At 70.5% G+C, this 24251-nt stretch carries 24 protein-coding genes; 12 read left to right on the forward strand and 12 right to left on the reverse strand.

Annotated features, from left to right (window positions below; translation table 11 throughout):
* The first annotated feature begins 95 nt into the window (after window positions 1–95).
* The 3 genes from KBX71_RS22905 to KBX71_RS22915 all read left to right on the forward strand — a co-directional run bounded on the left by KBX71_RS22905 (window position 96) and on the right by KBX71_RS22915 (window position 2368).
* Complete coding sequence (locus KBX71_RS22905) at window positions 96–1181, forward strand: ATP/GTP-binding protein (RefSeq protein WP_210819976.1); 1086 nt, start codon at window positions 96–98, stop codon at window positions 1179–1181.
* Window positions 1182–1293: 112 nt separating this feature from the next.
* On the forward strand, window positions 1294–1935 hold the full coding sequence (locus KBX71_RS22910) for an RloB family protein (protein WP_210819977.1): 642 nt from the start codon (window positions 1294–1296) through the stop codon (window positions 1933–1935).
* A 16-nt stretch (window positions 1936–1951) separates the two neighbouring features.
* Window positions 1952–2368: a hypothetical protein gene (locus KBX71_RS22915; RefSeq protein ID WP_247683973.1), complete on the forward strand. Its 417-nt coding sequence runs from the start codon at window positions 1952–1954 to the stop codon at window positions 2366–2368.
* A gap of 1 nt (window position 2369) precedes the next feature.
* On the opposite strand, the gene paaE is transcribed toward KBX71_RS22915, so the two are convergent.
* From paaE to paaA, 5 genes are read right to left on the reverse strand one after another with little or no spacing between them, the layout of a single operon-like run.
* Window positions 2370–3488 carry a 1,2-phenylacetyl-CoA epoxidase subunit PaaE gene (gene paaE, locus KBX71_RS22920; RefSeq protein ID WP_210819979.1) on the reverse strand — a complete coding sequence of 373 codons (1119 nt, stop codon included), beginning with the start codon at window positions 3486–3488 and terminating at the stop codon, window positions 2370–2372.
* Window positions 3485–3958 (reverse strand): 1,2-phenylacetyl-CoA epoxidase subunit PaaD, encoded by a 474-nt coding sequence (paaD, locus tag KBX71_RS22925; protein ID WP_210819980.1) that lies wholly within the window; start codon window positions 3956–3958, stop codon window positions 3485–3487. Before paaD ends, paaE begins: the two co-directional genes overlap by 4 nt.
* 53 nt (window positions 3959–4011) lie before the next feature.
* Window positions 4012–4737: a 1,2-phenylacetyl-CoA epoxidase subunit PaaC gene (gene paaC, locus KBX71_RS22930; protein WP_210819981.1), complete on the reverse strand. Its 726-nt coding sequence runs from the start codon at window positions 4735–4737 to the stop codon at window positions 4012–4014.
* Entirely contained in the window at window positions 4734–5054 is a 321-nt protein-coding gene (gene paaB / locus KBX71_RS22935) for a 1,2-phenylacetyl-CoA epoxidase subunit PaaB (protein ID WP_374102628.1), read from the reverse strand. Before paaB ends, paaC begins: the two co-directional genes overlap by 4 nt.
* Window positions 5051–6127: a 1,2-phenylacetyl-CoA epoxidase subunit PaaA gene (gene paaA, locus KBX71_RS22940; protein ID WP_210819982.1), complete on the reverse strand. Its 1077-nt coding sequence runs from the start codon at window positions 6125–6127 to the stop codon at window positions 5051–5053. The genes paaB and paaA overlap by 4 nt, the downstream gene beginning before the upstream one ends.
* Before the next feature lie 370 nt (window positions 6128–6497).
* Here paaA and KBX71_RS22945 point away from each other — a divergent pair, with 370 nt between their 5' ends.
* Both KBX71_RS22945 and KBX71_RS22950 read left to right on the forward strand, forming a co-directional pair.
* Window positions 6498–7487, forward strand: a complete 990-nt coding sequence (locus KBX71_RS22945; RefSeq protein WP_210819983.1) for a hypothetical protein — start codon at window positions 6498–6500, stop codon at window positions 7485–7487.
* Entirely contained in the window at window positions 7487–8449 is a 963-nt protein-coding gene (locus KBX71_RS22950) for a hypothetical protein (RefSeq protein WP_210819984.1), read from the forward strand. The genes KBX71_RS22945 and KBX71_RS22950 overlap by 1 nt, the downstream gene beginning before the upstream one ends.
* Before the next feature lie 46 nt (window positions 8450–8495).
* Here the strand turns inward: KBX71_RS22950 and KBX71_RS22955 are convergent, their stop codons facing one another.
* From KBX71_RS22955 to KBX71_RS22965, 3 genes are read right to left on the reverse strand one after another with little or no spacing between them, the layout of a single operon-like run.
* Window positions 8496–9347 (reverse strand): menaquinone biosynthetic enzyme MqnA/MqnD family protein, encoded by an 852-nt coding sequence (locus KBX71_RS22955; RefSeq protein WP_196920646.1) that lies wholly within the window; start codon window positions 9345–9347, stop codon window positions 8496–8498.
* Complete coding sequence (locus KBX71_RS22960) at window positions 9299–10675, reverse strand: MFS transporter (protein WP_210819985.1); 1377 nt, start codon at window positions 10673–10675, stop codon at window positions 9299–9301. The genes KBX71_RS22955 and KBX71_RS22960 overlap by 49 nt, the downstream gene beginning before the upstream one ends.
* Window positions 10676–10717: 42 nt before the next feature.
* Window positions 10718–11302 (reverse strand): helix-turn-helix transcriptional regulator, encoded by a 585-nt coding sequence (locus KBX71_RS22965; RefSeq protein WP_124821359.1) that lies wholly within the window; start codon window positions 11300–11302, stop codon window positions 10718–10720.
* Between the two features lie 161 nt (window positions 11303–11463).
* Here KBX71_RS22965 and KBX71_RS22970 point away from each other — a divergent pair, with 161 nt between their 5' ends.
* The 7 genes from KBX71_RS22970 (at window position 11464) to KBX71_RS23005 (ending at window position 18828) form a co-directional block, all read left to right on the forward strand.
* The gene (locus KBX71_RS22970; RefSeq protein ID WP_210819986.1) at window positions 11464–12714 is read left to right on the forward strand and encodes an HNH endonuclease signature motif containing protein; all 1251 of its coding nucleotides are present in this window, start codon (window positions 11464–11466) and stop codon (window positions 12712–12714) included.
* Between the two features lie 288 nt (window positions 12715–13002).
* On the forward strand, window positions 13003–15201 hold the full coding sequence (locus tag KBX71_RS22980) for an AAA family ATPase (RefSeq protein ID WP_247683950.1): 2199 nt from the start codon (window positions 13003–13005) through the stop codon (window positions 15199–15201).
* Between the two features lie 129 nt (window positions 15202–15330).
* Window positions 15331–15975, forward strand: a complete 645-nt coding sequence (locus KBX71_RS22985) for a transporter (RefSeq protein ID WP_210819987.1) — start codon at window positions 15331–15333, stop codon at window positions 15973–15975.
* A complete protein-coding gene (locus tag KBX71_RS22990) occupies window positions 15972–16283 on the forward strand; it encodes a transcriptional regulator (RefSeq protein WP_210819988.1) in 312 nt (103 codons plus the stop codon). The genes KBX71_RS22985 and KBX71_RS22990 overlap by 4 nt, the downstream gene beginning before the upstream one ends.
* Entirely contained in the window at window positions 16280–17221 is a 942-nt protein-coding gene (locus KBX71_RS22995; RefSeq protein ID WP_247683951.1) for an ABC transporter ATP-binding protein, read from the forward strand. Before KBX71_RS22990 ends, KBX71_RS22995 begins: the two co-directional genes overlap by 4 nt.
* A 10-nt stretch (window positions 17222–17231) precedes the next feature.
* Entirely contained in the window at window positions 17232–17969 is a 738-nt protein-coding gene (locus KBX71_RS23000) for an ABC transporter permease (RefSeq protein WP_210819989.1), read from the forward strand.
* Between the two features lie 94 nt (window positions 17970–18063).
* The gene (locus KBX71_RS23005; protein ID WP_210819990.1) at window positions 18064–18828 is read left to right on the forward strand and encodes a VOC family protein; all 765 of its coding nucleotides are present in this window, start codon (window positions 18064–18066) and stop codon (window positions 18826–18828) included.
* A gap of 16 nt (window positions 18829–18844) precedes the next feature.
* Here KBX71_RS23005 and KBX71_RS23010 read toward each other — a convergent pair whose 3' ends face one another.
* The 4 genes from KBX71_RS23010 to KBX71_RS23025 form a co-directional block, all read right to left on the reverse strand.
* Window positions 18845–19663: an ABC transporter ATP-binding protein gene (locus tag KBX71_RS23010; RefSeq protein ID WP_210819991.1), complete on the reverse strand. Its 819-nt coding sequence runs from the start codon at window positions 19661–19663 to the stop codon at window positions 18845–18847.
* Window positions 19660–20757, reverse strand: coding sequence for an iron ABC transporter permease (locus tag KBX71_RS23015; RefSeq protein WP_307847252.1), 1098 nt, complete (start codon window positions 20755–20757; stop codon window positions 19660–19662). The genes KBX71_RS23010 and KBX71_RS23015 overlap by 4 nt, the downstream gene beginning before the upstream one ends.
* Window positions 20758–20770: 13 nt before the next feature.
* A complete protein-coding gene (locus KBX71_RS23020; RefSeq protein WP_210819992.1) occupies window positions 20771–21700 on the reverse strand; it encodes an ABC transporter substrate-binding protein in 930 nt (309 codons plus the stop codon).
* A gap of 355 nt (window positions 21701–22055) precedes the next feature.
* Entirely contained in the window at window positions 22056–23933 is a 1878-nt protein-coding gene (locus tag KBX71_RS23025; RefSeq protein WP_210819993.1) for a M14 family metallopeptidase, read from the reverse strand.
* Window positions 23934–24251 lie beyond the last annotated feature (318 nt).

The following is a 24251-nucleotide window of genomic DNA, read 5'->3' on the forward strand; positions in this document are numbered from 1 at the left end:
TCCGCGACGAGGCCGAGCTGAGCCTCATCGCCGCCGACGAGCACCCGGACCTCGCCGTCCGGCCGGTGCCGCGGGAGAAACTGTCCGCTCTGCCTGTGGCAGGCATCTTCGGCCCCAACGCCTCAGGCAAGTCCAACATCGTCAAGGCCCTCGGCTTTGCGCGCGACGCGGTTCGACTATCTCACCAGCGTTGGCTACCGGAAGAACCGATCCCGGGTCGCTGGCCCTTCCGGCTCGACCACGAGAGCGGGAACCTGCCGAGCGAGTTCGTCTTCGACTTCGTCGTCGAGAACGTCAGGTACGAGTTCGGCTTCTCGCTGGACGACGAGGTAATCCGACAGGAGTGGCTGTATGCCTTCCCGAAGGGCCGGCGGCAGATCTACCTTGAGCGCGACGGCGCCTCACTGCACTTCGGGAACAACTTGACCGGCCCGCGCGAGCTGATCGCGGAGACTGTCCGACCAAACAGCCTCTTCCTCTCCGCGGCAGCCACGCTGAACCACCCACAGTTGAGCAAGATCTACCGCTGGTTCAGTCCTCGTCAGATGGTCGCCTCGGGCGATGTGTCGATCGCTCGACCTCCACACGTCCTACCAGACGATCGAATGCTCGCGCTCCTCCGATTCGCGGATCTGGGCATCGTCGGCGCGGCGCTCGTTCAGCGAGAGTCAGAGGCTGGCACTGGCCCAACAGAGCCGCAGATTGAGCTTGTGCACTCGGCGCACACCGAGGACGGGAAAGCAGCTTTGCCTTGGCAGTGGGAGTCAGCCGGCACCCGCAGTTGGTTCGATCTTCTGCAACTGGCGGTGCGGGCACTCGACGCCGGTGGGCTACTGGCCGTCGACGACCTTGGTAGCGAGCTGCATCCGCTCCTCACGACCGAACTGATTCGCCTCTTCCACGAGCCGGACACCAACCCGCACGGCGCACAGCTCATCTTCAACAGTCACGATGTCGGGCTCCTCGGCCGCCACCGTAATCTCCGACTCAGCCGGGACCAGATCTGGCTCACCGAGAAGGACAGCGGCGGCGCGACGCGGCTCTACCCCCTCAGCGAGTTTCGGGTACGCGGTGGCCTCGACGACGTCGAGGGCAGGTACCTGAAGGGCCGCTACGGTGCCGTGCCCTTCCTGGACCACGAGGTGCTGGATCTCCTCGCTCCGCCGACGCGTGCTGCCTGAGAACACCAGCCGAAAACTTTAACTCGCAGACACTGGCAATTGAAGTCTGGTGTCTTGGTGGCTAGAGTTTGTTTATGCCCCGTGTCGTGCGCTACTTCTCGGCCGCCCGCTGATGGCCCGCCCTGGCAAGCCGCTGCGCCGCCAGCCCGGAAAACGACAGGAGCGCAAGACTTACCTGGTCTGCTCCGAAGGCGAGAACACCGAGACGCTGTACTTCAAGGGCCTGCGCCGCGAGCTACGGGCGGGCAATGTGCGGATCGAAGTCTTCTCCGGCCGCGGCGAGCCGTACGGCGTTGTCGAGAAGGCCGTCGCGGAGACCAACCGGGCCGCCGCCCAGGGTGACGGTTACGACGAGGTCTGGTGCGTCTTCGACGTTGAAGCTCCAGAAGCACACGCCCGCCTCGGCGCGGCAGTCGCACTGGCCGCGCGGAACGGCATCAACTGCGCTATTTCCAATCCCTGCTTCGAGGTCTACCTCCTTCTTCATTACGAGGAGCTGTCCTACCTGACGTCCGACGAGGCGTGCCGCCGACTGGAACGGCACCCGTGTGGTTATCGCCGACGCGGCAAGCTCTTGGACTTCGAAATGCTCAAAGCGGGCCGTCCTGACGCGTTCCGTCGGGCGGCGCGACTGGACAGGCTGAGCGCAGGCCTGCCGCTAGCCGACCGGAACCCCTCGACCTCGGTGCCAGGCCTGGTGGCCACGTTGGAGTCCGACGCCGCCACCAACACGTTTCCCCAAAGAACTGCCTGAGGAGCACACCGTGCCGATGCACAAGATCGAAATCGACGACCAGGTGTACGCCCTGCTTCAGCAGCACGCGGAGCCCTTCGTCGATCGGGAGAACGACGTGCTCCGCCGGTTGCTGGGGCTCGACCTCGGCCCCGAGAAAGCGAAGGAAGATCGGCGGCCGGGCGGAGACCTTATGGGTCTAATCGAAGCCAAGCTGCTGATCCCAGGCGACGAACTCATCCACGTTCAGTCACGGAAGGGCAGGACACACCGAGCGGTGGTCACCACAGATGGGCACCTTCGCCTTCCCGACGGGTCCACCTACGCGAAGCCTTCGCCAGCGCTGAAGGCGTGCGTCGGCCACGACATCAACGGCTGGGGGCAGTGGACCCACGTCCGGAGCGATAAGCCACTTCAGGCGCTCCGCCAGAAGCTCCTGCACGGGTCTGAGTAAGTCACGCGTCGTAGTCGATGGTGAGCTTGTCGGTGGTCGGGCTGGACTGGCAGGTCAGCACATAGCCGGCGGCCAGTTCGTCGGGCTCCAGCGCGTAGTTGCGGGCCATCGTGACCGAGCCGTCGACGACCTTCGCCTTGCAGGTCGAGCAGACACCGCCCTTGCAGGCGTACGGCAGCTCGCCCCGCACCTTCAGCGCGGCGTCCAGCACCCGTTCCTCGCGGCCCATGGTGAAGCTCGACGACCGGCCGTCCAGCACGATGGTGACCTCGGCCCCGGCGCCCGCCTGGTCGGCGGGTCGGCGCACCGGCTCCGGTGGCGTGTCGACGTGGAACAGCTCGGTGTGCACCGCCGACTCGGGCAGCCCGTGTGCGGTCAGCACGTCCCGGACGTCGACCACCATGGCGTACGGGCCGCAGAGGAACCACTCCTCGATCAGGTCGCCCGGCACGATGGTGCCCAGCAGCCGGCCCAGCCGCTCGGCGTCGATCCGACCGGAGAGCAGCGGCGACTCGCCCTGTTCCCGGGAGAGGACGTGCACCAGGTGCAGCCGGGTGGGATAGCGGTCCTTCAGGTCGGCCAACTCCTCGGCGAACATCACGGTGTTCGCCGTGCGGTTGCCGTACACCAGTGTGAAGGTGCTGGCCGGCTCGACGGCCAGGGCTGTCGCGACGAGCGCGAGCACCGGGGTGATGCCGGAGCCGGCGACTACCGCGCCGTAGTGCCGCGCGCGGTCCGGCGCGAACGCCGTGGTGAAGGTGCCCAGCGGCGGCAGCACCTCGACCGTGTCGCCACTTCGCAGCGCCCCGCAGGCGAACGCCGAGAAGGCGCCGCCGGGGATCTCCCGCACCCCGATCCGCAACCGGCCGCGCCGGGCCAGGTCGTCGGGGGTGGAGCAGATCGAGTACGACCGGCGCACGTCCGCGCCGTCCGCCGCGGCTCCGCCGGGAAGACGCACGGTGAGGTGCTGGCCCGCGCGGAACGCGAAGGTCTCCCGCAGTTCCTCGGGTACGGCGAAGGTCACCACCACGGAGTCGTCGGTGAGCCGGTCGACGGCGGCGACGGACAGCGGGTGGAAGACCGGCCGGCGGCGAACCGGGCGGGTGATGGTGACAGTCACAGCGCCTTCAGGTGGTCGAAGGGTTCGGAGCAGGAACGGCACCGCCACAGCGCCTTGCACGCGGTGGAGCCGAACCGGCTGACCTGCTCGGTCTCCGGCGAGCCGCACTGCGGGCAGCGGACCGCGAGCGTCAGCGACACGACGCCGGCGGTGGGCACCGGGGCCGGCGGGGCGATCCCGGCGGCGGCGAGCTTGGCCCGCCCACCCTTGGAGATCCAGTCGGTGCTCCACGGTGGGCTGTAGACGGTCTGGACCTTCACGTCCGGGTGGCCGGCGGCGGTGAGCGCGCGGCGGATGTCGGCCCGGATCACGTCCATCGCCGGGCAGCCGGTGTAGGTCGGGGTGATGGTGACGGTGACCCGGCCACTGGCCGGATCCTCCTCGACCGCCCGCAGGATGCCCAGCTCGTCGATGGTGATGACCCGGATCTCCGGGTCCACCACCGACGCGACCGCGTCTCTGGGGTTCACTGTGCCACTCGCGTTCGCGACTGCGGGGCTCCGCTGCGCTGCACTCCTCGCGCTCACCAGTTCGCTCCGGGGTGGGCCCGGTGCAGCACCTGCATCTCAGCGAGCAGGTAGGCCAGGTGCTCGGTGTGCACACCGGCCCGCCCGCCGGCCGGGGCCCAGGCACTGTCCGGCCGGGTGAGCGTCGCCTCGGCCAGCACCGGGCCGACGACCTCGTCGAACGCCGGCCGCACTGTGGCCGGGTCGACAGGCGCCGACGGGTCTGCGGCGAACAGCTCATGGGTGTACGGCCACACCTGGTCGACGGCCGTCTGCATCCGACGATGCGACTCCTCGGTGCCGTCACCGAGCCGCTTCACCCACAGCGCGCCGTGGTCCAGGTGGTACGCCGACTCCTTGCGCGCCTTCGCGCCGATGGCGGCCAACCGCTCGTCCGCGCAGCCGGCCAGCGCCGTGTAGAGCGGCAGCTGGTAGGCCGCCAGGAAGAACAGCTTCGCCATCGTCACCGCGAAGTCGCCGTTGGGCAGCTCGACCAGTAGCGCGTTGCGGAACTCGCGGTCGTCGCGCAGGTACGCCAACGCGTCCTCGTCGCGGCCGGCGCCTTCCAACTCGCCCGCGTACGACAGCAGCAGGCGCGCCGCGCCGAGCTGGTCGAGGGCGATGTTGGCCAGCGCGATGTCCTCTTCCATCTCCGGTGCGCGGGTGGCCCACTCGGCCAGCCGCTGGGCCGCGACCAACGCGTCGTCGGCGAGCGAGAGGGTGTAGTCGAAGGGCCCGTTCACAGGTGCGCCACCCCGTCCGGCACCTCGTAGAAGGTGGGATGGCGGTAGACCTTGTCGGCTGCCGGGTCGAAGAAGGCGTCCTTCTCGTCCGGGCTGGACGCGGTGATCGCGCCGGCCGGCACCACCCAGATCGACACGCCCTCCTGGCGGCGGGTGTAGAGGTCGCGGGCGTTGTGCAGCGCGAGCTCGGCGTCGGGGGCGTGCAGGCTGCCGACGTGCGTGTGCGACAGCCCGCGCCGGGCCCGCACGAAGACCTCCCACAGAGGCGAATGACTCGTCATGCCGGGTTGCTCGGCTTGCTCGCTACGCTCGCTCACGCGGCCACCGTCTCCTTCTGTCCCGCCCGCTTCGCGGCGTACGCCGCGGCGGCCTCGCGTACCCAGGTGCCGTCGGCGTGCGCGGCCCGGCGGTGGGCGATCCGCTCGCGGTTGCACGGACCGTCGCCGGAGATCACCCGCATCAGCTCGTCATAGTCCGGCTGGGTGTAGTCGTACGCCTGTCGCTCGTCGTTCCAGCGCAGGTCGGCGTCGGGGATGCGCAGCCCGAGGATCTCGGCCTGCTGGACGCACATGTCGACGAAGCGTTGCCGCAGGTCGTCGTTCGAGAAACGCTTGATCTTCCAGGCCATCGACTGGGTGGAGTGCGTGGAGTCGCCGTCCGGCGGGCCGAACATGGCCAGCGACGGGTACCACCATCGGTCCACCGCGTCCTGGGCCATCGCCCGCTGCGCGGGGGTGCCGTGCCCCAGGGTGTGCAGGATCTCGTACCCCTGCCGTTGGTGGAACGACTCCTCCTTGCAGACCCGGATCATCGCGCGGGCGTACGGGCCGTAGGAGCAACGGCAGAGCGGCACCTGGTTGACGATCGCCGCGCCGTCCACCAACCATCCGACGGCGCCGACGTCGGCCCAGCTGAGAGTGGGGTAGTTGAAGATCGAGCTGTACTTCTGGCGGCCGTCGAGCAGCAGCTGGACCAGCTCGTCGCGGCTGATGCCGAGGGTCTCGGCGGCGGCGTAGAGGTAGAGGCCGTGACCCGCCTCGTCCTGCACCTTGGCCAACAGGATCGCCTTGCGCTTGAGCGACGGCGCCCGACTGATCCAGTTCCCCTCCGGCTGCATGCCGATGATTTCGGAGTGGGCGTGCTGGGCGATCTGCCGGATCAGCGTCCGCCGGTACGCGTCGGGCATCCAGTCGCGGGGTTCGATCTTCTGCTCGGCGTCGACCACCTCGGCGAAGTACGCCGCCAGGTCCTCGTCCGGCGCGGGGCCGCCACGCCGCCCGCGCGCCGCCGCTGCTCGCAGCTCTGCCTCGGCGGCCTCGACCTCGCCCAGCAGGCCGCCGGGCGCCTCGTCCGGGGTGCCGTTCGGGGCGGAGAAGTCGTTGCCATACATGACGCTAAGTGTTACAGCTTGCGCCTCGTTGCACCAGGGGGTGTAACAGAAATCCGAGCATCCCATCCGTAATCGAATGACTGCTTTGTGCTACCTGGACGTCGTTCTGTCGTCGTGACTTAGGCCACGAAACAAAGATGAATCCCTGCAAAAACCTCATACCGGGCCCATATCCCGCCTTTATCGCAGGTTGCCTAGTGTCGAACCCTGGCGGTCGGCCGGTCCGGACGTAGACTTCTGCCGGACAACCGATCGGCTGCCGACATCGACGTCTCCACAGAGGCCACCTCCCCCGGCCTCGGCGATCGCACCGATTCGTCCCGACGACAAGCCGGTCCCCCCGGCCCTGACACCTGGAGTTCACCCACTCATGCGATCTCGCGTGACCCTGGTGCTCGCCATCACGGCGGTCGTGCTCGGCGGCGTCCTACTGGTCCCCACCGCGTACGCCCGACTCGCCAGTGACGACAGCGGCGGAGGCGGCGGAGGCGGTACGTCGAGCGTCGCCGCTCCCGCACCCGCCCCACCACCGCCACCCACCCTGGCGGCAGGCCCGGTGTCGGTGAGCTTCAAGGGTGAGTTCTTCTCGTGGGCTCTGATGGATCGGAAGACCGGCAAGATCTCCGGGTCGCCGAACATGACCGCGACCAGCTCCACCGAATCGATGATCAAGGCATGGATCGTCTCCGACTACCTGCGACAGCTCGGCGACAAGGAGCCGTCCGCAGCGATGAAGGAGGCGGCTCGAGTCGCCATCGTCGACAGCAACGACGGGGCGGCCAACAAGGTCTACGCCGCCGCGGGAGGCTCGTACAAGGCTTCGTCCAGCAGCATCCCCGATCCGGTGATCCAGCGGGCGATCAAGATCTGCGGGCTGACCGACACCAAGCGCGGCAACGTCAAGCCGTACACCGGCTTCTGGAGCTTCACCCGGATGTCCCCCCGCGACGCGGTCCGGGTCGGCGACTGCATCGCCGACGGTAAGGCCGCCGGTCAGAAGTGGACCAAGTGGGTGTTGGACCAGATGAGCAAGGTCAAGGGCACCACCGCGGCCAAGGACCAGCGACCCTCGTCCGGCGGTGGCCGCTGGGGGATCATCGACGGTCTGCCCAAGTCGATCACCGCGCAGGGTCCGGTCAGCATCAAGAACGGGTGGACCCCCATCTACGGCGACGGCACCTGGCACGTCAACTGCCTCGCCGTCACGGGCAAGTGGAGCCTCGCGGTGATGCTGCGCTACCCGATCAGGACCGGTCTGGACTACGGCGCGAAGGTCTGCGCCAGTGTGGCCACCCAACTGGTCACCCCGCAGCCCGGAGCCGCGCTCAAGGTGCCGCAGCAGCCGGTCGGGAAGCTTTGATGGCCGGCAACCGTCGGGTCGACCGGCGCAACGGCGGCGAGGCGTCCCCGCTTCGGCTGATCGCCGTCGCTGTCATCCTGATCGGGCTGGTCCTGGTGTCGCTGCGGCTGCTGCCCGGGTCGCCGTTCGAGTCGTCCGCCGCGGCCAAGTGGGGTGACGCCGGCTCCGACACCAGCGACCGCCCCACCGGCGCCGGCACCGACCGCAGCGCCCGCCAGCCGTCCTCGCCGTCCCCGAGCCCCAGCCCGTCGCTGGAACCGCTGCCCTTCGTGGCCAAGGACCTCAAGCTGGACATCAAGGGCTGGTATTCCTGGAGCGTCCTCGACCGGCGAACCGGAAAGATCATCGGTTCGAAGAACATGGGCGAGACCAGCACGACCGCCTCGATGATCAAGGCATGGATCGTCGCCGACTACCTGCGTCGCGCGGCCGACGACGGCCAGACCCCGAGCGACGCGAAGCTCGCCGACGCGACACGGATCATCAGGGACAGCGACAACACCCGGGCCGAACAGTTCTACAACCAGGTCGACCGGGACGCCTCGATCAAGCGACTCATCTCCATGTGCAAGCTGACCGACAGCAGCGTCGCCCCCGACGGCGGCTGGAGCCGGACGGCGCTCTCCCCCCGGGACACCGCCCGGCTGGGCAACTGCATCGTCACCGGCACGGCCGCCGGGCCGAAGTGGACCAAGTGGCTGCTCAACGAGATGAAGCAGGTTCGCGGCGCCGGCGACTTCGGTATCCGCAAGGCATTCCCGGCCTCCGAGCAGAAGAAGATCGCCATCAAGAACGGGTGGATCGACCGGACAAAGGAGCAGGAGATGCACATCAACTGCCTGGCCATCGGTGACACCTGGACGATGGGCGTGATGGTCAAGTACCCGATCAACATGGGCTACGACTACGGCATGAAGAACTGCGAGAAGATCACCGAAGCGTTGCTCCGCCCCGGCACCTGAGCCGCGCAGGCTGACGCCGGCTGCGCTGGCCCCGGGGCCGGCGGTGTCAGCCGGCGAAGAACTCGGGGCCGCCGTCCGGCAGCGCCGGGGCCTCGCCGATCGCCGCCGCCCGCCGGGCCCACTCGCGCAGCCCGGCGACCTGCCGGTCGCCAAGGGAAAAGTCGAGGGTCCGGAAGTACGTGGCAAGCGTCTCCGCGTCGAAGGTCTCCCAGCGGGCCGCCGCCTCGGCGACCTGGTCCAGCTCCGCCAGGCAGAGGTCCCGCGAACGCAGGAATGCCTCGTGCACCTCCTTGACCAGGCCCGGGTGGGCGGCGGCGAAGTCGCGGCGGACCGCCCAGACGGCGAAGACCATCGGCAGCCCGGTCCACTCCCGCCACGCCTGCCCGAGGTCGGTGACAGTGAGGCCCTTCTGCGGTGCCTCGTAGTACGCCCGCAGCGCCACGTCGCCGATCAGCACGGCGGCGTCGGCCTCCAGCAGCATCTGGGTCAGATCCGGCGGGCAGCGGAAGTATTCGGGCCGCACGTCGTACTGCTCGGCGAGCAGCAGCTGCGCCAGCATGACCCCGGTCCGCGAGGTTGAACCGAGCGCCACCCGGGCGCCGTCCAGCTCGCCGAGGGGTCGGGTGGAGACCATGTTGACCGAGAGCACCGGCCCGTCGCTGCCCACCGCCAGGTCCGGCAGGAGCAGCAGCTCGTCGGCGTGCTTCAGGTATTCCAACAGCGTGATCGGGCCGATGTCGAGATCGCCGGCGACCAGCGCCGCGCTCAACCGGTCCGGCGAATCCTTGTGCAGGTCGACGTCGAGCAGGGCACCGGAGCGCATCAGACCCCAGTAGATGGGCAGGCAGTTCAGGAACTGGATGTGCCCGACCCGCGGGCGTGCGATGCGCTCAGCCATGGCCCGACCGTATCCCCGGCGGTTGGCTCCGGCTCGGCGGGCCGGCCCGGAGTGGCCAAGCCCGCACTTGACGACCGTCGTACCGCCCGGGTCACGACCGGCACGAACACCAGCACCACCAGCAGCCCGACCACACCGGCACCGGCGATCAGAGGCCGAGGCGGCACGGCCGCGAGCAACGCCCCGCCGATCAGGAAGCCCGCCATCGAGCCACCCTGCACCGCCGCGCCGTAGCTGGCGTACGCGCGAGCGCGCATCGCCTCCGGCACCCGGCGAGCGGTGAGCAGGTTGGCGAAGACGTTCTCGCCACCGTTGGCCGCACCTCCCACCAGCCAGAGCGGCACCAACACACCCGCCGCCGGCACCGTCGCCGCGAGCAACACCATCAGGCTGCACACGGCCAGAGTGGCCAGCACCCCACGCACCAACGCGCCATCGTCGTCGAGCCGCCTGGCGAGTCGTACGGCGAGCCAGGTCCCCGGCAGCATGCCGGCCATCCATGCGGCACTGACCAGGCCGTACGTGGTCGGTGAACCTCCCAACGTCTCCCGGATGAAGAAGACCTCGATCACGTTGATGCCGCCGATCGCCGCGATCACCACGGCGGTGCTCACCACCATGACGAGCATCAGCGGGTCGCGGTGCAGCCGCCAGCCGCTCTCCGTACCCCCGGCGGTTGGCACGCCGCCCGAGGCGGCCTGGCTGCTTGCGGCGGCCTGGCTGCTTGCGGGGGCCTGGCTGGTGGCGGGCTGGCGGCCGCCGCGTCGCGTCCGCAGCAGCAGGCCCGCGACCACGAGCGCCAGGTAGGTCGCGGCATCGAGAAGCAGCGGTACGCGGGTGCCGAACTGCCCCACCAACAGGCCGGCCAGCACCGGGCCGCCGAGCGCGCCGAGCGAGACGGCGGTCTGACTGATCGCGCTGGCCCGCGGCAGGTCGGCGGGACGGACCATCGCCGGCAGCAGCGCTGCCAGGCAGGGTTGGGTCACTGCGAGCCCGCAGGCCAGCAGGGTGACGAGCCCGACCACCAGGACCGGTTGCTCGACGACGGCGAGGAGCGCGCAGATCGCGGCCTGCGCGAACCCGATGGTCACCAGCAGGGTACGGCTGTCCATCCGGTCGGCGAGTCGACCCGCGAGTGGGGCGAGCACCACCAGGGGCAGGGTTGCGGCCAGCAGTAGCCCCGACACGGCCAGCCCGCCGGCACCGGCACCCTGGAGGGCCAGCGCCAGGGCGGTCGCCGCGAGGAAGTCCCCGCAGATCGTGGTGCCCCGAGCCGCGGCGGCGATCCAGACGTCCGCCCAGCGCGACTCTCCAGTTGTGAAGGACATACTTCGAAGATAATCCTTCACAACTGATCCATGCAACCCTGCCTATGCCAGCGGCACCGTCCGGTACTGCACAGCTACCGTGCGCGCCCCCGGCGGTGGATCACCCTGCCGCCGTCGTGGCTGGTACGGCCGGAGCAGCGCCAGCACCGCCTCGTTCAACTCGGCCAACTCCTCGGCGGTGAGCAGCAACAGCGTGTCGCTGAACAGGGCCGTGTCGTACCACTCGGCGGGCTCGTCCCCAGCGCGCCGCAACCAGTCCCGGGTCCGCTCCATGGCCCGGACCGCATGCGCCTCCACCAGCGCCTGCTCAGCCGCACGCGCCTCAGGCCCGGCATCACGACCCGCCTCGACCAGCACGCTCAGACTCGGCACGCGCCACAGCCGCTCGCGCGCGTCCCCCCGGCTCGGCGCCTGCTCGACCAGGCCGAACTTCGCCAGCGCACGCAGGTGATAGCTGGTCGCGCTCGGCGACAGCCCAACGATCTCGGCGCACTCGGTGGCTGTCGCACCGCTCTCGCGGCTACTCAGGTACTCCATGATCGCGATCCGGGCCGGATGGGCCATCGCCCGCATCACCTGCGGGTCGCTGATCGTCATCCGGCGCGAGTCAGGGCGAGCCTCGGTCATAGGCCCATGATCCCGGCAGGTCCCCCAACCCGCCATCACCCCCACGTTCCGCTCGGACCACGAGCAGGGCACGGGTGGCTCGTCATGATCGACGAATTTGGTTTCCATTCATTGATCAACACTAACCCGAAAGTGTCGTACACCAGTTCTATTGTGGCTTTATGTTGGAGGCGTTGGCGCAGGTGGGCGGGGCAGTTGACGACTGCGCCGAGACCGCGCTCTGGGGGCTCTCCGATGACGAGTTGCTTGCTTCTCTGGACGCGACTCAGGTGTTGGCGCAGCGGTTGGCCGCCGTCCAGCTCGGTCTGGTCCGCGAGTTGGACGGCCGCGGTGTGGCTGTCGCGCAGGGTGCCTCGTCCACCGCGGTCTGGCTGCGGGAGCGACTACGGCTCTCCGGTCGCGGTGCGCGCCAACTGGTCCAGCTCGCCGCCACCATCGACGCCGCCCCGTCAGCGGTGCGCGACGCGCTACTCGGCGGCGCCATCACCGTCGAGCAGGGTCGGGTGGTGGCCGAGACGATCGCCGCCCTCCCGGCGGAAGCCGGTCCCGAAGTGGCTGACAAGGCCACCCAACTGCTGGTCGCCTGGGCCGACCGTTTCGATCCGACAAGTCTGAGCCGGCTCGGCGAACGCGTCCTCACGCACGTCGCCCCGGAGCTGGCCGACGAAGCTGAGCTGAAGGCTCTGGAGCGGGCCACCGAGCGGGCCGAGGCCCGCCGGCACGTCACGCTCTCCGAGCAGCAGAACGGGCAGGTACGCCTCAGCGGCAGCCTCGACACCGAAACCGCGAGCCTGCTGCGCGAGGCCATCGATCCGCTCTGCGCCCCGGCCGGTGAGCACGATGACCGCAGTCCTGGTCAGCGTCGCGCCGACGCGTTGGGCGAAGTCTGCCGGCTGGCACTACGCACCGGTCAGCTGCCCGACAACGGCGGCGACCGTCCTCAGCTGGTGGTGACCGTGTCGCTCGACGAGCTGGTCAACGGCGTACGCGCCGGAGCACTGGAGACCGGCACGCGCCTCACGCCCGGTGCGGTCCGCCGCCTGGCCTGCGACGCTGGGGTGCTGCCGGTCGTGCTGGACGGCAACAGTCAGGTCCTGGACGTCGGTCGTCAGCGCCGGCTCTTCACGGGCCCGCTACGGCGCGCGCTGGTCCTGCGGGACGGCGGTTGCGCCTTCCCTGGTTGTGATCGGCCGCCGAGATGGTGCGACGGTCACCACCTCCGGCACTGGGCCGACGGTGGGGTGACGGCGCTGGGCAATGCGGTGCTGCTCTGCGGCTACCACCACCGGTTCATCCACCGCAGCGACTGGACGGTCCGCATCGCGGCGGACGGCCGGCCCGACTTCCTGCCGCCCAGCTGGCTCGACCCGCTGCGCACCCCACGTCGCAGCCTCTACCACCGGCGCTGCTGATGCCACCGACCAGACACCGCGACTTCATGAAAACCGAGTCGATCACGGCGAGAAAGCCGCGCCACCCGGCGATACGCCACTCGGTCACACTCGACCGGGCAACACGCCGTCTCGGTCGGGTGGTCGCGTCGGTAATTCGCTGGATGCGGCGGGTCGGGGAGCGTAGGGTTGCAGCCCGCTTGACGGCCGAGGTGAGCTGCACCGGAACGGACGTCTTCGCGCCGGGCGGCCGGCCATCCGCCCCCGGACACGCGAGCGCGCAGCAGATGTGAACGATGGGACGTCAGCATGCCCGCACTTGACCTCGACACCCAGCTCAGCACCGACGCCGACACCGACACCGACCTCGACGCGGACCTGGCCGCCGAACGCGCACACCTCACCACCTCGCGGGCGGCGCTGGGTCGGATGCGGGAGCGGGCCGAGTCTCTCTTCGCCACCGGTGACCAGGTGGCCGGCGACGCGTACGCGGCCGAGACGCTCGGCCGCACCCTGGCCCGCCGGGTCGCCGAGCTGGCCGACGACCCGACCACCCCGCTCTTCTTCGGCCGCCTCGACTTCGCCGGCGCCCCCGACAGCGGCGCCCCCGACAGCAGGGCCACCGACAGCAGGGCCACCGACAGCAGGGCCACAGCCAGCAGGCCCACGAACGACCCGGCCACGAACGGCCCGACCGCACCCGATACCAGCGGTGATCATCACGGGCGGCGATATCACGTGGGGCGGCGGCACGTCACCGACGAGCACGGCGAGCCGTTGGTGCTGGACTGGCGGGCGCCGGTCTCGCGCTCGTTCTACCGGGCCAGTGTGCGGGATCCGCAGGGGGTGGCGGTCCGGCGGCGGTTCGGGTTCAGCAATGGTGCGCTGACCAGCTTCGAGGATGAGCGGCTGGATCGGGGCGAGGAACTCGGTACGACCAGTCGGATCCTCACCGCCGAGATCGAGCGTCCGCGTGTCGGGCCGATGCGGGACATCGTCGCCACGATCCAGCCGGAGCAGGACGAGCTGGTCCGGGCCGACCTGGCCGACTCGATCTGTGTGCAGGGGGCGCCGGGTACCGGAAAGACGGCTGTGGGCCTGCACCGGGCCGCGTACCTGCTCTACCTGCACCGGGAGCGGTTGCGGCGGGCGGGTGTGTTGATCGTCGGGCCGAACCGGGCGTTCCTGTCGTACATCGCGGCGGTGTTGCCGGCGCTCGGTGAGGTCGAGGTCGAGCAGGCCACGGTGGAGGAGTTGATCTCCCGGGTGCCGGTCCGGGCGGTTGAGGCGTCGGCGGTGGCCGCGCTGAAACATGACGTACGGATGGCGAGCGTGCTGCGGCGCGCGGTGCAGGCACAGATCGGCACCCCGACCGAGTCGATCACCGTGTCGGACGGTTCGTTCCGTTGGCGGATCGGGCTGGAGCCGTTGCACCGGATCGTCGAGGAGACCCGCCGGGAGGGGTTGCCGTACGGCACGGGTCGGGAACGCGTCCAGGCGCGGGTGGTCAGCCTGCTGCAACGGCAGGCCGAGGCGCGGCGTGCGGAGTCTCCAAGCGATGCCTGGCTGCGTCGGATGAGCCGCTGTCGGCCGGTGCTCGACTTCCTGGACGCGGTCTGGCCGGCGCTCACCCCGGAAGGGCTGGTGCACGGTCTGTTCTCCGATCCGGGCCGGCTCGCCGCAGCGGCGGACGGGCTGCTCAGCGACACCGAGCAGGCGCAGCTCACCTGGGCCAAGCCGGCCCGCACCCCGAAGGCGACCCGTTGGACCGCCGCCGACGCGGTGTTGATCGACGAGGCGACCGGGCTGCTGGAACGGCTCTCCGGGTTCGGGCACGTGGTGGTGGACGAGGCGCAGGACCTCTCCCCGATGCAGTGTCGGGCCATCGCTCGTCGCAGCGAGCACGGCTCGGTCACGCTCCTCGGTGACCTCGCCCAGGGCACCGCGCCGTGGGCGGCGACGGACTGGCGGGAGTCCCTTGCCCATCTGGGCAAGCCGGACGCGGTGGTGGTTCCGTTGACAGTCGGTTTCCGGGTGCCCGCCGCGGTCGTCGCGTTCGCGAACCTGCTGCTTCCGGCGCTCGCTGTGGACGTACCGCCGGCCGAGTCGCTGCGTCACGACGGCGGCTTGGACGTGCGTACGGTGACCGATCTGACCTCGGCGACGGTGGCCGAGGTGCGCGCGGCGCTGGCGCACGACGGCTCGGTCGGTGTGATCGCCGCGGACGACGCGGTCGACGGCCTGCGCGCGGCGCTGGCCGAGGCCGGCGTCGAGACCGCGACCGCCGACGACGTGGCGGCCGCGGAGCGGGTCACAGTGGTGCCGGCGACGCTGGTCAAGGGCCTTGAGTACGACCATGTGGTGGTGGTCGAGCCGGCCGCGATCGTCGCGGCCGAGCCACGCGGGCTGCACCGGCTGTACGTGGTGCTCACGCGGGCGGTGTCCCGGCTGGCGGTGCTGCACGTCGCGCCGCTGCCCGCCCCGCTCGTCGCCGGGTCAGCCGGCTGACAGGGCCGCCGCGATCTCTCGTAGCGGGCGGCCGGAGTCGGCCAGCGGCACGTGGAACGACAGCGCTCGAACCTGGGCCACCGCGCGGCGGGGTCACCCGCCTTGACTTTGTTCCGTAAAGTAGTTTGCGTGGACTTCGACGATGATTCCCCGCCCACCGACGCAGCGGCGGCGCTCCGGCTGATCCAGGACCAACGGTCGGCGACGGCACGCCGGCTCGACCCCGACGCCCGCCTGCTCTACTGGCCGTGGGCTGTCGCCTGGCTGGTCGGCTTCGGGTTGTTCTTCCTGCGGTTCTCCCCCGGTGACCGGGCGCTTGTCGACCTGCCGAGCTGGCTGCCGCTGACCGTCCTGTTCGTCCTGCTCACGGCCGCCGGAACGATCCAGGCGGTGGTCAGCGTGCGAGCCTACGGCCAGGTGACAGGTGACTCCGCCCGGCGCGGGAAGTGGTACGGGTACGCCTGGGCCCTCGGTTCGGTGAGCATCTACGCGGGGCTGGGCCGCATCTCCGAGCACCTGCCGCACGACCAGGCGGCGCTGCTCTGGTCGGCGACCGCGGTCGGGTTGACCGGCGCGCTGCACATGGCCGGCGGGGCGGTCTGGCTGGACCGGGACCTGTTCCGGCTGGGCGTCTGGATCAGCCTGATCAACCTGGTCGGGGCGTTCGCCGGGCCGGGCTGGCACCCGCTCATCGTGGCGGTGGCCGGCGGCGGCGGAATGCTGGTGGCCGGCGCGATCGCCCGGCGGCGACAGCGGCAGCGGCAGCAGCCGTGACCGAGCTGGATCCGGTCATTCACGCGCAGGCCCGGCTGCGGGTGGTCGCCAGCCTCTCCGCTCTCAACGTCGGCGACAGGATCGCGTTCCCCCGCCTGCAGGATCTGCTCGCGATGACCGCCGGCAACCTCTCGGTGCACCTGCGCAAGCTCGAAGAGGCCGGCTACGTGGAGATCACCAAGACCCATCGTGGACGCACCCCGGCGACCCTGGTCCGGCTCAGCCGGCGAGGTCGGCTGGCGTTCGAGGAGTACACCGAAGCTATCCGCGCCCTGCTCGACCCCACCCCGTCGAAGGAGCAGTCATGATCCTCGCCCGCGCCGACCAGGCCAGCCGCCGGTACGGCGACGTCCTCGCCCTCGACCGCGTCGACCTGGAAGTCCGGGCCGGTGAGCTGGTCGGCCTGCTCGGGCCGAACGGCGCCGGCAAGAGCACCCTGATGAACCTGCTGGTGGGCCTGCGCCGTCCCAGCTCGGGGCGGGTCGAGCTGTTCGGGGGTGACCCCCGCGACCCGGCGAGCCGGCGACAGATCGGGGTCACCCCGCAGGAGACCGGCCTGCCCGGCACGCTGCGCGTCGGCGAGGTCGTCGACTTCGTCTCCGCGCACTACCCCGACCCGGTGCCCCGGGCGGAACTGCTCGACCGCTTCGGCCTCGCCGACCTCGTCCGACGACAGACCGGTGGGCTCTCCGGCGGGCAGCGCCGCCGGTTGGCGGTGGCGTTGGCGTTCGTCGGCCGGCCCCGGTTGGTGCTGCTCGACGAGCCGACCACGGGCCTGGACGTGGCTGCCCGGCACACCCTGTGGGACGCGATCCGGGCCTTCCACGAGGACGGCGGCACCGTGCTGTTGAGCAGCCACTACCTGGAGGAGGTGGAGACGCTCGCCCACCGGGTGATGGTCATCGGGCAGGGCCGGGTGCTCGCCGACGACAGCGTGGACGCGGTGCGCGGCATCGTCGGCGTACGTCGGGTCAGCCTGGTCGCCGATCACCTGCCCGACCTGCCCGGTGTCGTCCGTACCGAACGGGTGGACGGTCGGCTGCACCTGCTCACCACCGACGCCGACGAGCTGGTCCGGGCGCTGGTCACGGCCCAGACTCCGTTCACCGACCTGGAGGTACGGCCGACGTCGCTGGAGGAGGCGTTCCTCGCCATCACCAGCGGGGACGCGCCCAGCGGCGACGCGCCCGCCAGCACCGGCCGACCCACCACCGCCGCTGCCGGCGGCCGACCCACAAGCGTCTGAGGAGGCGACCGTGCAGCTCGCCCTTGTCCACGCCCGCTACCAGCTCCTGGAGATCATCCGGATTCCGGTGGCAGTCTTCGGCAGCGCCTTCTTCCCGGCCGCCGCCATGATCTTCTTCGTGGTGCCCTTCGCCGGTGACGACGCGGTAGGTGCCACCTACGCCACCGCGTCGATGGTCACCTTCTCGGTGATGAGCGCCAACATCTTCCAGTACGGCGTCGGTGTCGCCGAGGACCGCGACCAGCCCTGGAACCCGTACACCCGGACCCTGCCGGCCGGGCCGGCGCCGCGGTTCGCCGGCCGGGTGCTGGCCGGCCTGGCGCTGACCTACCTCTCGCTGATCCCGGTCGTGGTGATCGGCGCGACGCTGACCGCGGCCACGATCACCCCGGCGGCGTTCCTGCTGGCCCTCGGCACCGTGGCCGTCATCTCGGTGCCGTTCACGCTGATGGGGCTCGCCATCGGCTACTCGCTGCCGAGCAAGGCGGCGATCGTGGTCGCGCAGGTGCTCTTCCTACCGCTGGCGTTCGGCGGTGGTCTGCTCTCCGCGCCGGACGACGCACCCGGGTTCATCCAGACGATCGCGCCGTACCTGCCCACCCGGGGCGCTGCCGAACTGATGTGGGCGGCGGCGGCCGACTACGACGTGGAGCCGCTGGCAGTGATCATGCTCGGTGTCTGGGTGGTGCTGCTCGCCGCGCTCGCCGGCTGGGCGTACCGGCGGGACGAGGGTCGCCGGTTCAGCTGACGATTCGTCCGTTTCCGCCCCGGGCCACAGCGGGACGGTGCCAGGATTCCGGCAGGGGGCCGCCGTGGCCACCCGGGCCGAGAGGGGTCTTGACGTGAGCACCGTCCCGCCGGGTACGCCCTGCTGGGCCGACCTGGCCACCCCGGACCTGACCGACGCCCGGCGCTTCTACCCGGAGCTGTTCGGTTGGACCGGCCAGGTCACCCCGGAGCCCGAGGCGGGCGGCTACACGGTCTTCCTGCTCGACGGCAGGCCGGTGGCCGGCGCCGGCCCGCCCGCGATACCGGACCAGGTCCCGATCTGGTCGACGTACCTCGCCACCGACGACGCCGAGCTGGTCGCCGGCCGTGTGGAACGGGCCGGCGGGCAGGTCGTCGTACCACCGTTCGAGGTCTTCGACAAGGGTTGGATGGCGGTCTTCGCCGACCCGGCCGGCGCCACGTTCAGCGTGTGGCAGCCGCTGGCCATGGCCGGTGCAGAGGTGTTCAACGTGCCGGGCGCGATGAGCTGGAACGAGCTGGTCACCCCCGACCCCGAGGGCGCGAAGGTCTTCTACGAGCTGGTGTTCGGCTGGCAGCCCGACGACCAGGCGGTGGGCGCGATGACGTACACCGGGTGGCGGCTCGGGACGCAGATCGTCGCCGGGATGATGCCGCCGCTGGCCGACGACTTCCCGGCCGACCTGCCCGCGTACTGGACCGTGTACTTCGCGGTGGCCGACGCGGACGCCGCCGCGGCCCGCGCCTCCGAGCTGGGCGGAACGATCCTGGTTCCGCCCCGCGACATCCCGGCGGGCCGCTTCGCCGCCCTCCGCGACCCCCAGGGCGCCCTCTTCTCCGTCATCGACCTGGGCCCCTGACCCGGCGCCTGCCCGCTCAGGGGAGGGTGGGGCGGACGGGGACCACCAGGGGGCCGTGTGTACCGGGGACCACCCGGACGCTGGCCCGGTAGTGGGTGGCGAGCAGCTCCTCGGTCAGCACCTCGGGCGGAGTCCCGGCGGCCACCACCTGACCGGCGGCGAGCATCACCATCCGGTCGGCGTACTCACCGGCCAGGGAGAGGTCGTGCATCGTGGCCAGGACGGTCAGGCCGTGCTCGCGGCGCAGCTGGTCGACGAGTTCGAGCACGTCCTGCTGGTGCCCGATGTCGAGCGCACTGGTCGGCTCGTCGAGCAGCAGCAGCGTCGCGCCCTGGGCGAGCGCGCGGGCGAGGAACACCCGCTGCCGTTCGCCGCCGGAGAGGGTGGCCAGTTCGCGACGGTGGAAGCCGGTGAGGTCCAACCGTCCCAGCACCTCGTGCACGGCGTCGATGTCGGCGGTCGACTCCCGGCCCAGCGCCGGGATGTACGGGGTACGACCGAGCAGCACGTAGTCCAGCACCGACATGCCGGGTGGCACCACAGGCGACTGTGCCACAGTGGCCACCACCCGGGCGCGGTCCCGACGGCGCAGCGCTGCACTCGGCGTACCGAACAGGGTGATCGCCCCCGGCGCGGGCAGCAGGCCGCCGACGGCGCGCAACAGGGTCGACTTGCCGGCGCCGTTCGGGCCGATCACTGTGACCCACTCGCCGACGGCGACGGTGAGGTCGACGCCGGTCAGGATCGGCGTGCCACCGAGGTCGACGTGCAGCCCGCGCACCTCGACGGCCGGCGCGTCGACAGCCGGCGCACCGACGGCGGGTTCGCGCCTCACGTGAGCACTCGCCGGGCGGTCCGCAGCACGAGGACGAAGAACGGGCCGCCCAGCAGGGCGGTCACCACTCCGATCGGCACCTCGGACGGAGCGGCGGCGGTGCGGGCCACCACGTCGGTCAGTGCCAGGAACGCGCCGCCGAACAGCAGTGACATCGGCAGGATCACCCGGTAGCTGGACCCGGCGAGCAGCCGGACGGTGTGCGGCACGATGATGCCGACGAAGCCGATCAGCCCGGTCGCGGAGACCGCCGCCGCGGTGCCCAGGGAGGCGGCGGCGATCAACAGGTAGCGGGTGCGCTGCGGGTGCAGGCCCAGGCTTCTCGCCTCGTCGTCGCCGACCGCGAGGACGTCCAACTCGCGGCGGTGCAGCAGCACCACCACAGTGGTCAGCGCGGCGTACGGCAGCACCAGCAGCACGTCGTGCCAACCTGCGGTGGCCAGCCGGCCGAGCAGCCAGGAGTAGACCGGCTGGATGCTGTCGGCGTGTCGTTGCAGGAGGTACGTCTGACCTGCGGAGAGGAACGCGGAGACCGCCACCCCGGCCAGGATCAGCATCGCGGGTGATCCGCGTCGCCCCCCGGCCGCGCCGAGCACGTAGGTCATGGTGACGGCGAGCAGGGAACCGGCGAACGCGGCCAGCGGAATGGTCATCGGCAGCCCGGAGAGCGTGCCCTGCTTGCCGGCGCCGCCGAGGGCGATCGCCGCGGTGACCGCGAGGCCGGCGCCGGCGGCCACACCCAGCAGGTACGGGTCGGCCAGTGGGTTGCGGAACACCCCCTGGTAGCACCCGCCGGCCATGGCGAGCAGGCCGCCGACGAGCAGGCCCAGCACCACCCTGGGCAGGCGCAGCTCGGTGACGATGGCGATCTCGCGCTCGGTCAGCCCGCTGTCCAGGTGCACCCCGGGGAACAGGTTGAGCAGCTCGGCGGCGACGCTGCCCGGGGGCAGGCTCACCGGGCCGAGCGACACCCCGACGACGAGCGCGACGAGCACCGCGACCAACCCCGCGACGAGCCAACGTTTGCGCAGCCCGGCGGGCCGGGCCCCAGATAGGAGCCCGGCGGGCCGGGCCGCGGACAGCGGCCCGGTCACCGACGGACGACGGTCACGCGGGCACCTTGGCGACCGCGTCGATGATGACCCGGAGCAGGTCCACGACGCGCGGGCCCCAGCGGGAGGCGATGTCGTCGTCCAGGGCCACGACCTGGTTGTTCTTCACAGCGGTGAGACCGGCCCAGCCACTGCGTGCCTTGACCGTGTCGGCGCTCTGCTGGCAGCACTTGGCATCGGCCAGGAAGACGAAGTCCGGGTCGGCCTTGACGACGAACTCCTGGGACAGCTGCGGGTAGCCGAAGTTCTTACCGTCCGCGTCGGCCGGGTCGGCGATGTTGGTAAGACCGGCCTGGCCGTAGAGCGAGCCGATGAAGGTCTTGCTGGTGGCGCTGTACAGCTCCGGGCCCAACTCGTGGAGGTAGGTGAGCTTCTCCGCGCGCTGCGGCAGGTCCTTGACCAGCTTGGCGATGTCGTCCTTCATCCGGGTGGCGACGTCGGTGGCCTGGTCGGCGTGCCCGGTCAGCGTGCCCAGCTCGGTGATCTGCCGGTACGAGTCGTCGAGGGTGACCGCCGCCGGGGTCTGGTACACCGGGATCTTCAGCTTGCCGAGCTGCTCGACGATCTTGTTGCGGTCGTCGGAGAGCACCACGAGGTCCGGGTTCTTACCGGCGATCGCCTCGGCGTTCGGCTGGAAGGCGGAGAGGTCGGTCTTGGGCACGTCGGCCGGGTAGTTCGACTGGTCGTCGACGGCGGTCACCTGCGGGCCGGCACCGATCGCGAAGAGCATCTCGGTGGCGGTGGGCGACAGCACGACGATCTTCTCGGGACGCTTGTCGACGGTGAGCGCGCCGACGGTGACCGGGTAGGCGGCTGCCGCGGTGCCGGCGCTCGGCTTGTCGTCGGCCTTCTCGGCGCAGGCGCCGAGGGCGAGGGCGGCGACCGCGAGGGTCGCCGCGAAGAGCCGAGGGGTACGTCTGAACATGGGGGCCTCCTGTCGGTCGAGGAGTGTGGTGCTTCGCCGACAGGGACTTCCGTACGCCCGCCCACGAGGCGCCCTTCCTCGAGAGCGCGTTTCGCGACCGGTCCGCAGGCGACCTGGCTCGTCCCCACCTACCGGTGGGGCATCACAGTTGCGGGACAGCGCCGGGATGAGCACCGGCTTCGCTGCGGACTGGTCGGTAAGACGGTAGCGCACCGCCAGGACGTGCCGGATCGATCAAGGATTGATCGACGATGCACGATCGGCGGCTCGCCGCGCACCGAGGGATTTGTCCCGGATCTGGAGGATCGGGAACGGGTGGTGGGGCCCCGCCGGGGCGGGACGGGGCCCCACCCGATCAGGAGGACGTGATGGTGACGTTGTCCACAGCCGCCTCCACCAGGCTGGCCCCGGACGCGTCCGCCGCCTCGATCAGCACGCGGACCGACTGGCCGGCGTACGGGGTGAGGTTCAGGTTCGCGACCGCCCAACTCCCGTTGCGGTTGCTGGCCGCGCCGGACTGGGTGAGCAGCGCTGTGGTGCCGCCGTTGTGCACCACGCTCACCCGCAGGTAGTCCGCCGACGAGGCGTTCGAGCCGTGCGCCAGGTACCAGGCCAGCGAGAGGCTCAGCGTGCCGGACGACGGCAGGGTCACCGCCGGGGACCGGGCGCTGGTCACGCCGCCGTCGACGTCGTAGTCACCGGCCGCTGAGCCGGCGAGCCGGCCGGTCACCAGGTCGTTGGATCCGGCGTACGGGGTGAGCTGCTTGGCGCCGGAGGACGTGGTCGCCTGGGCGGCGCCCCGCTCGAACGCGCCGAGGGTGGCGGTGTCGGTGCCGCCCGGGTTGGTGGTCCAGCCGGTGGCGGTCTCGAAGGTGTCCGACCAGACAGTGGTGCCGCCACCGCCGCCGCAGTACTGCGACTGCTTGTTGATGGCCCGGTACGGGCAGTCGGCGTACTCGCTGAGCAGCAGCACCGCCTCCCGGTTGCGCGAGGTCTGCGCTCCGATGACCTCGTCGGGCGGGTAGAAGCCCCCGCCGCCGGACGAGCCGGGATACATCTCGAAGGTGTACGCCCAGATGTTGTGGGTGGCCCACATCCAGTCGAGGCTGTCCCCGTCGGTGATGTAGAGGTCGCTGGACTGTTCCGGGGTGTAGCCGTTGGTGGCCGCCATCTGCTGACCGATGGTGGCGAAGGTGTTGTACTGGTCCGCGCTCATCCCGGTCGCGGTGTTCGCCGTGGTGTAGCCGTACGGCCAGAGCACCAGCTGCGAGTACGTGTGGAAGTCGATGTTGGCCTTGATCTGCTGCACCCCGCCGACCACCCGGCCGTTGACGAAGTTGCGCAGCGCCTGCGTCTCGGGCGCGGAGAACGCCGACGGCCCCCGGTAGGTCTCCGACGAGGTGGTGCCGGACGAGCCGCCGCAGCATCCCCAGTTGTAGGACCAGTTGCGGTTCAGGTCGGTGCCGACGTTTGACGAGCCGCTGTTGGGCTGCCGGTTCTTGCGCCAGGACCGGTACGACCCGGTGGCGATGTCGTACTCGCTGCCGTCCGGGTTGACCGTCGGCACGATCCAGAGCTCCCGGCCGTTGACGATGTTGGTGATCCGGGAGTCGCTGCCGTAGCTGTCGGTGAAGAGGTTGAGCAGGTAGATCGCCATCTCGACGGTCAGGTGCTCGCGGGCGTGCTGCTGGGAGTTGAACAGGATCTCCGGCTCGTTCTCGTCGGTGCCGACGTTGTCGGAGATCTTCACGGCCATCAGGTCGCGGCCCTCGTACGAGGAACCGATGCTGATCTTGCGGGCGATCGCCGGATGGTCGGCGACGACCTGGTTCACGACGGCTGTCAGTTCCGCGTAGTCGTGGTAGTTGGAGTCGGCGGGCGGGAAGGCCAGCGCGCCGAAGTCGCCGGCGCCACGCTCGGCGTTGGGCGGCGGGGCCAGCGGTTCCAGCCGGAAGCCGAGTTTGCCGATCGCGGCGGCCTCACCCGCGGTCGCCGAGATGTGCAGCACCCCATGTTCGGAGTAGTCGATGGCGGCCCCGGTGCGGGCCACCGCGTTGCGGTCGGCGAGGGTCCGGGGCCCGAGCACCCGGTAGCCGGAGGCGGCCTGCTCAGCGGTGCGGTCCGGTGCCGGTCGGGCGGCGACCGGACCGGCGGCGACTGTGACGATGCCCAGCCCGGTGACGACAGCGAGCACCAGGACACGGCGGAGAGGGGTGGGCGTGCGGAGGGCCATTGACTACCTCCTCGATGGGCGGGAGATCCCGCTCGGTGAAGGACACTTCACCATCTGTCACATGGTCATATCAATATTGATCGCTGCGTTGTCCATCCCAGGTGGACCATCACGGCGGCAATGATTTTCCACCTATCAACATCTGGCGAAACTTCCCTCCAAGCGGAAAACTGACCAGCGACGATGCCCCCTCGACACCGCGGAGCACCCATGGCCAGATCCCGCCTGCGCGCGGCCGCCCTCGCCGGCGTCACCACGCTCACCCTGCTCACCAGCGCCGCGCCCGCGCTGGCCGGCGCCCCCACCCCCCCCCCCCCC

Source organism: Micromonospora sp. D93, from assembly GCF_018070365.1.
GTDB classification, from domain to species: Bacteria; Actinomycetota; Actinomycetes; order Mycobacteriales; family Micromonosporaceae; genus Micromonospora; species Micromonospora ureilytica.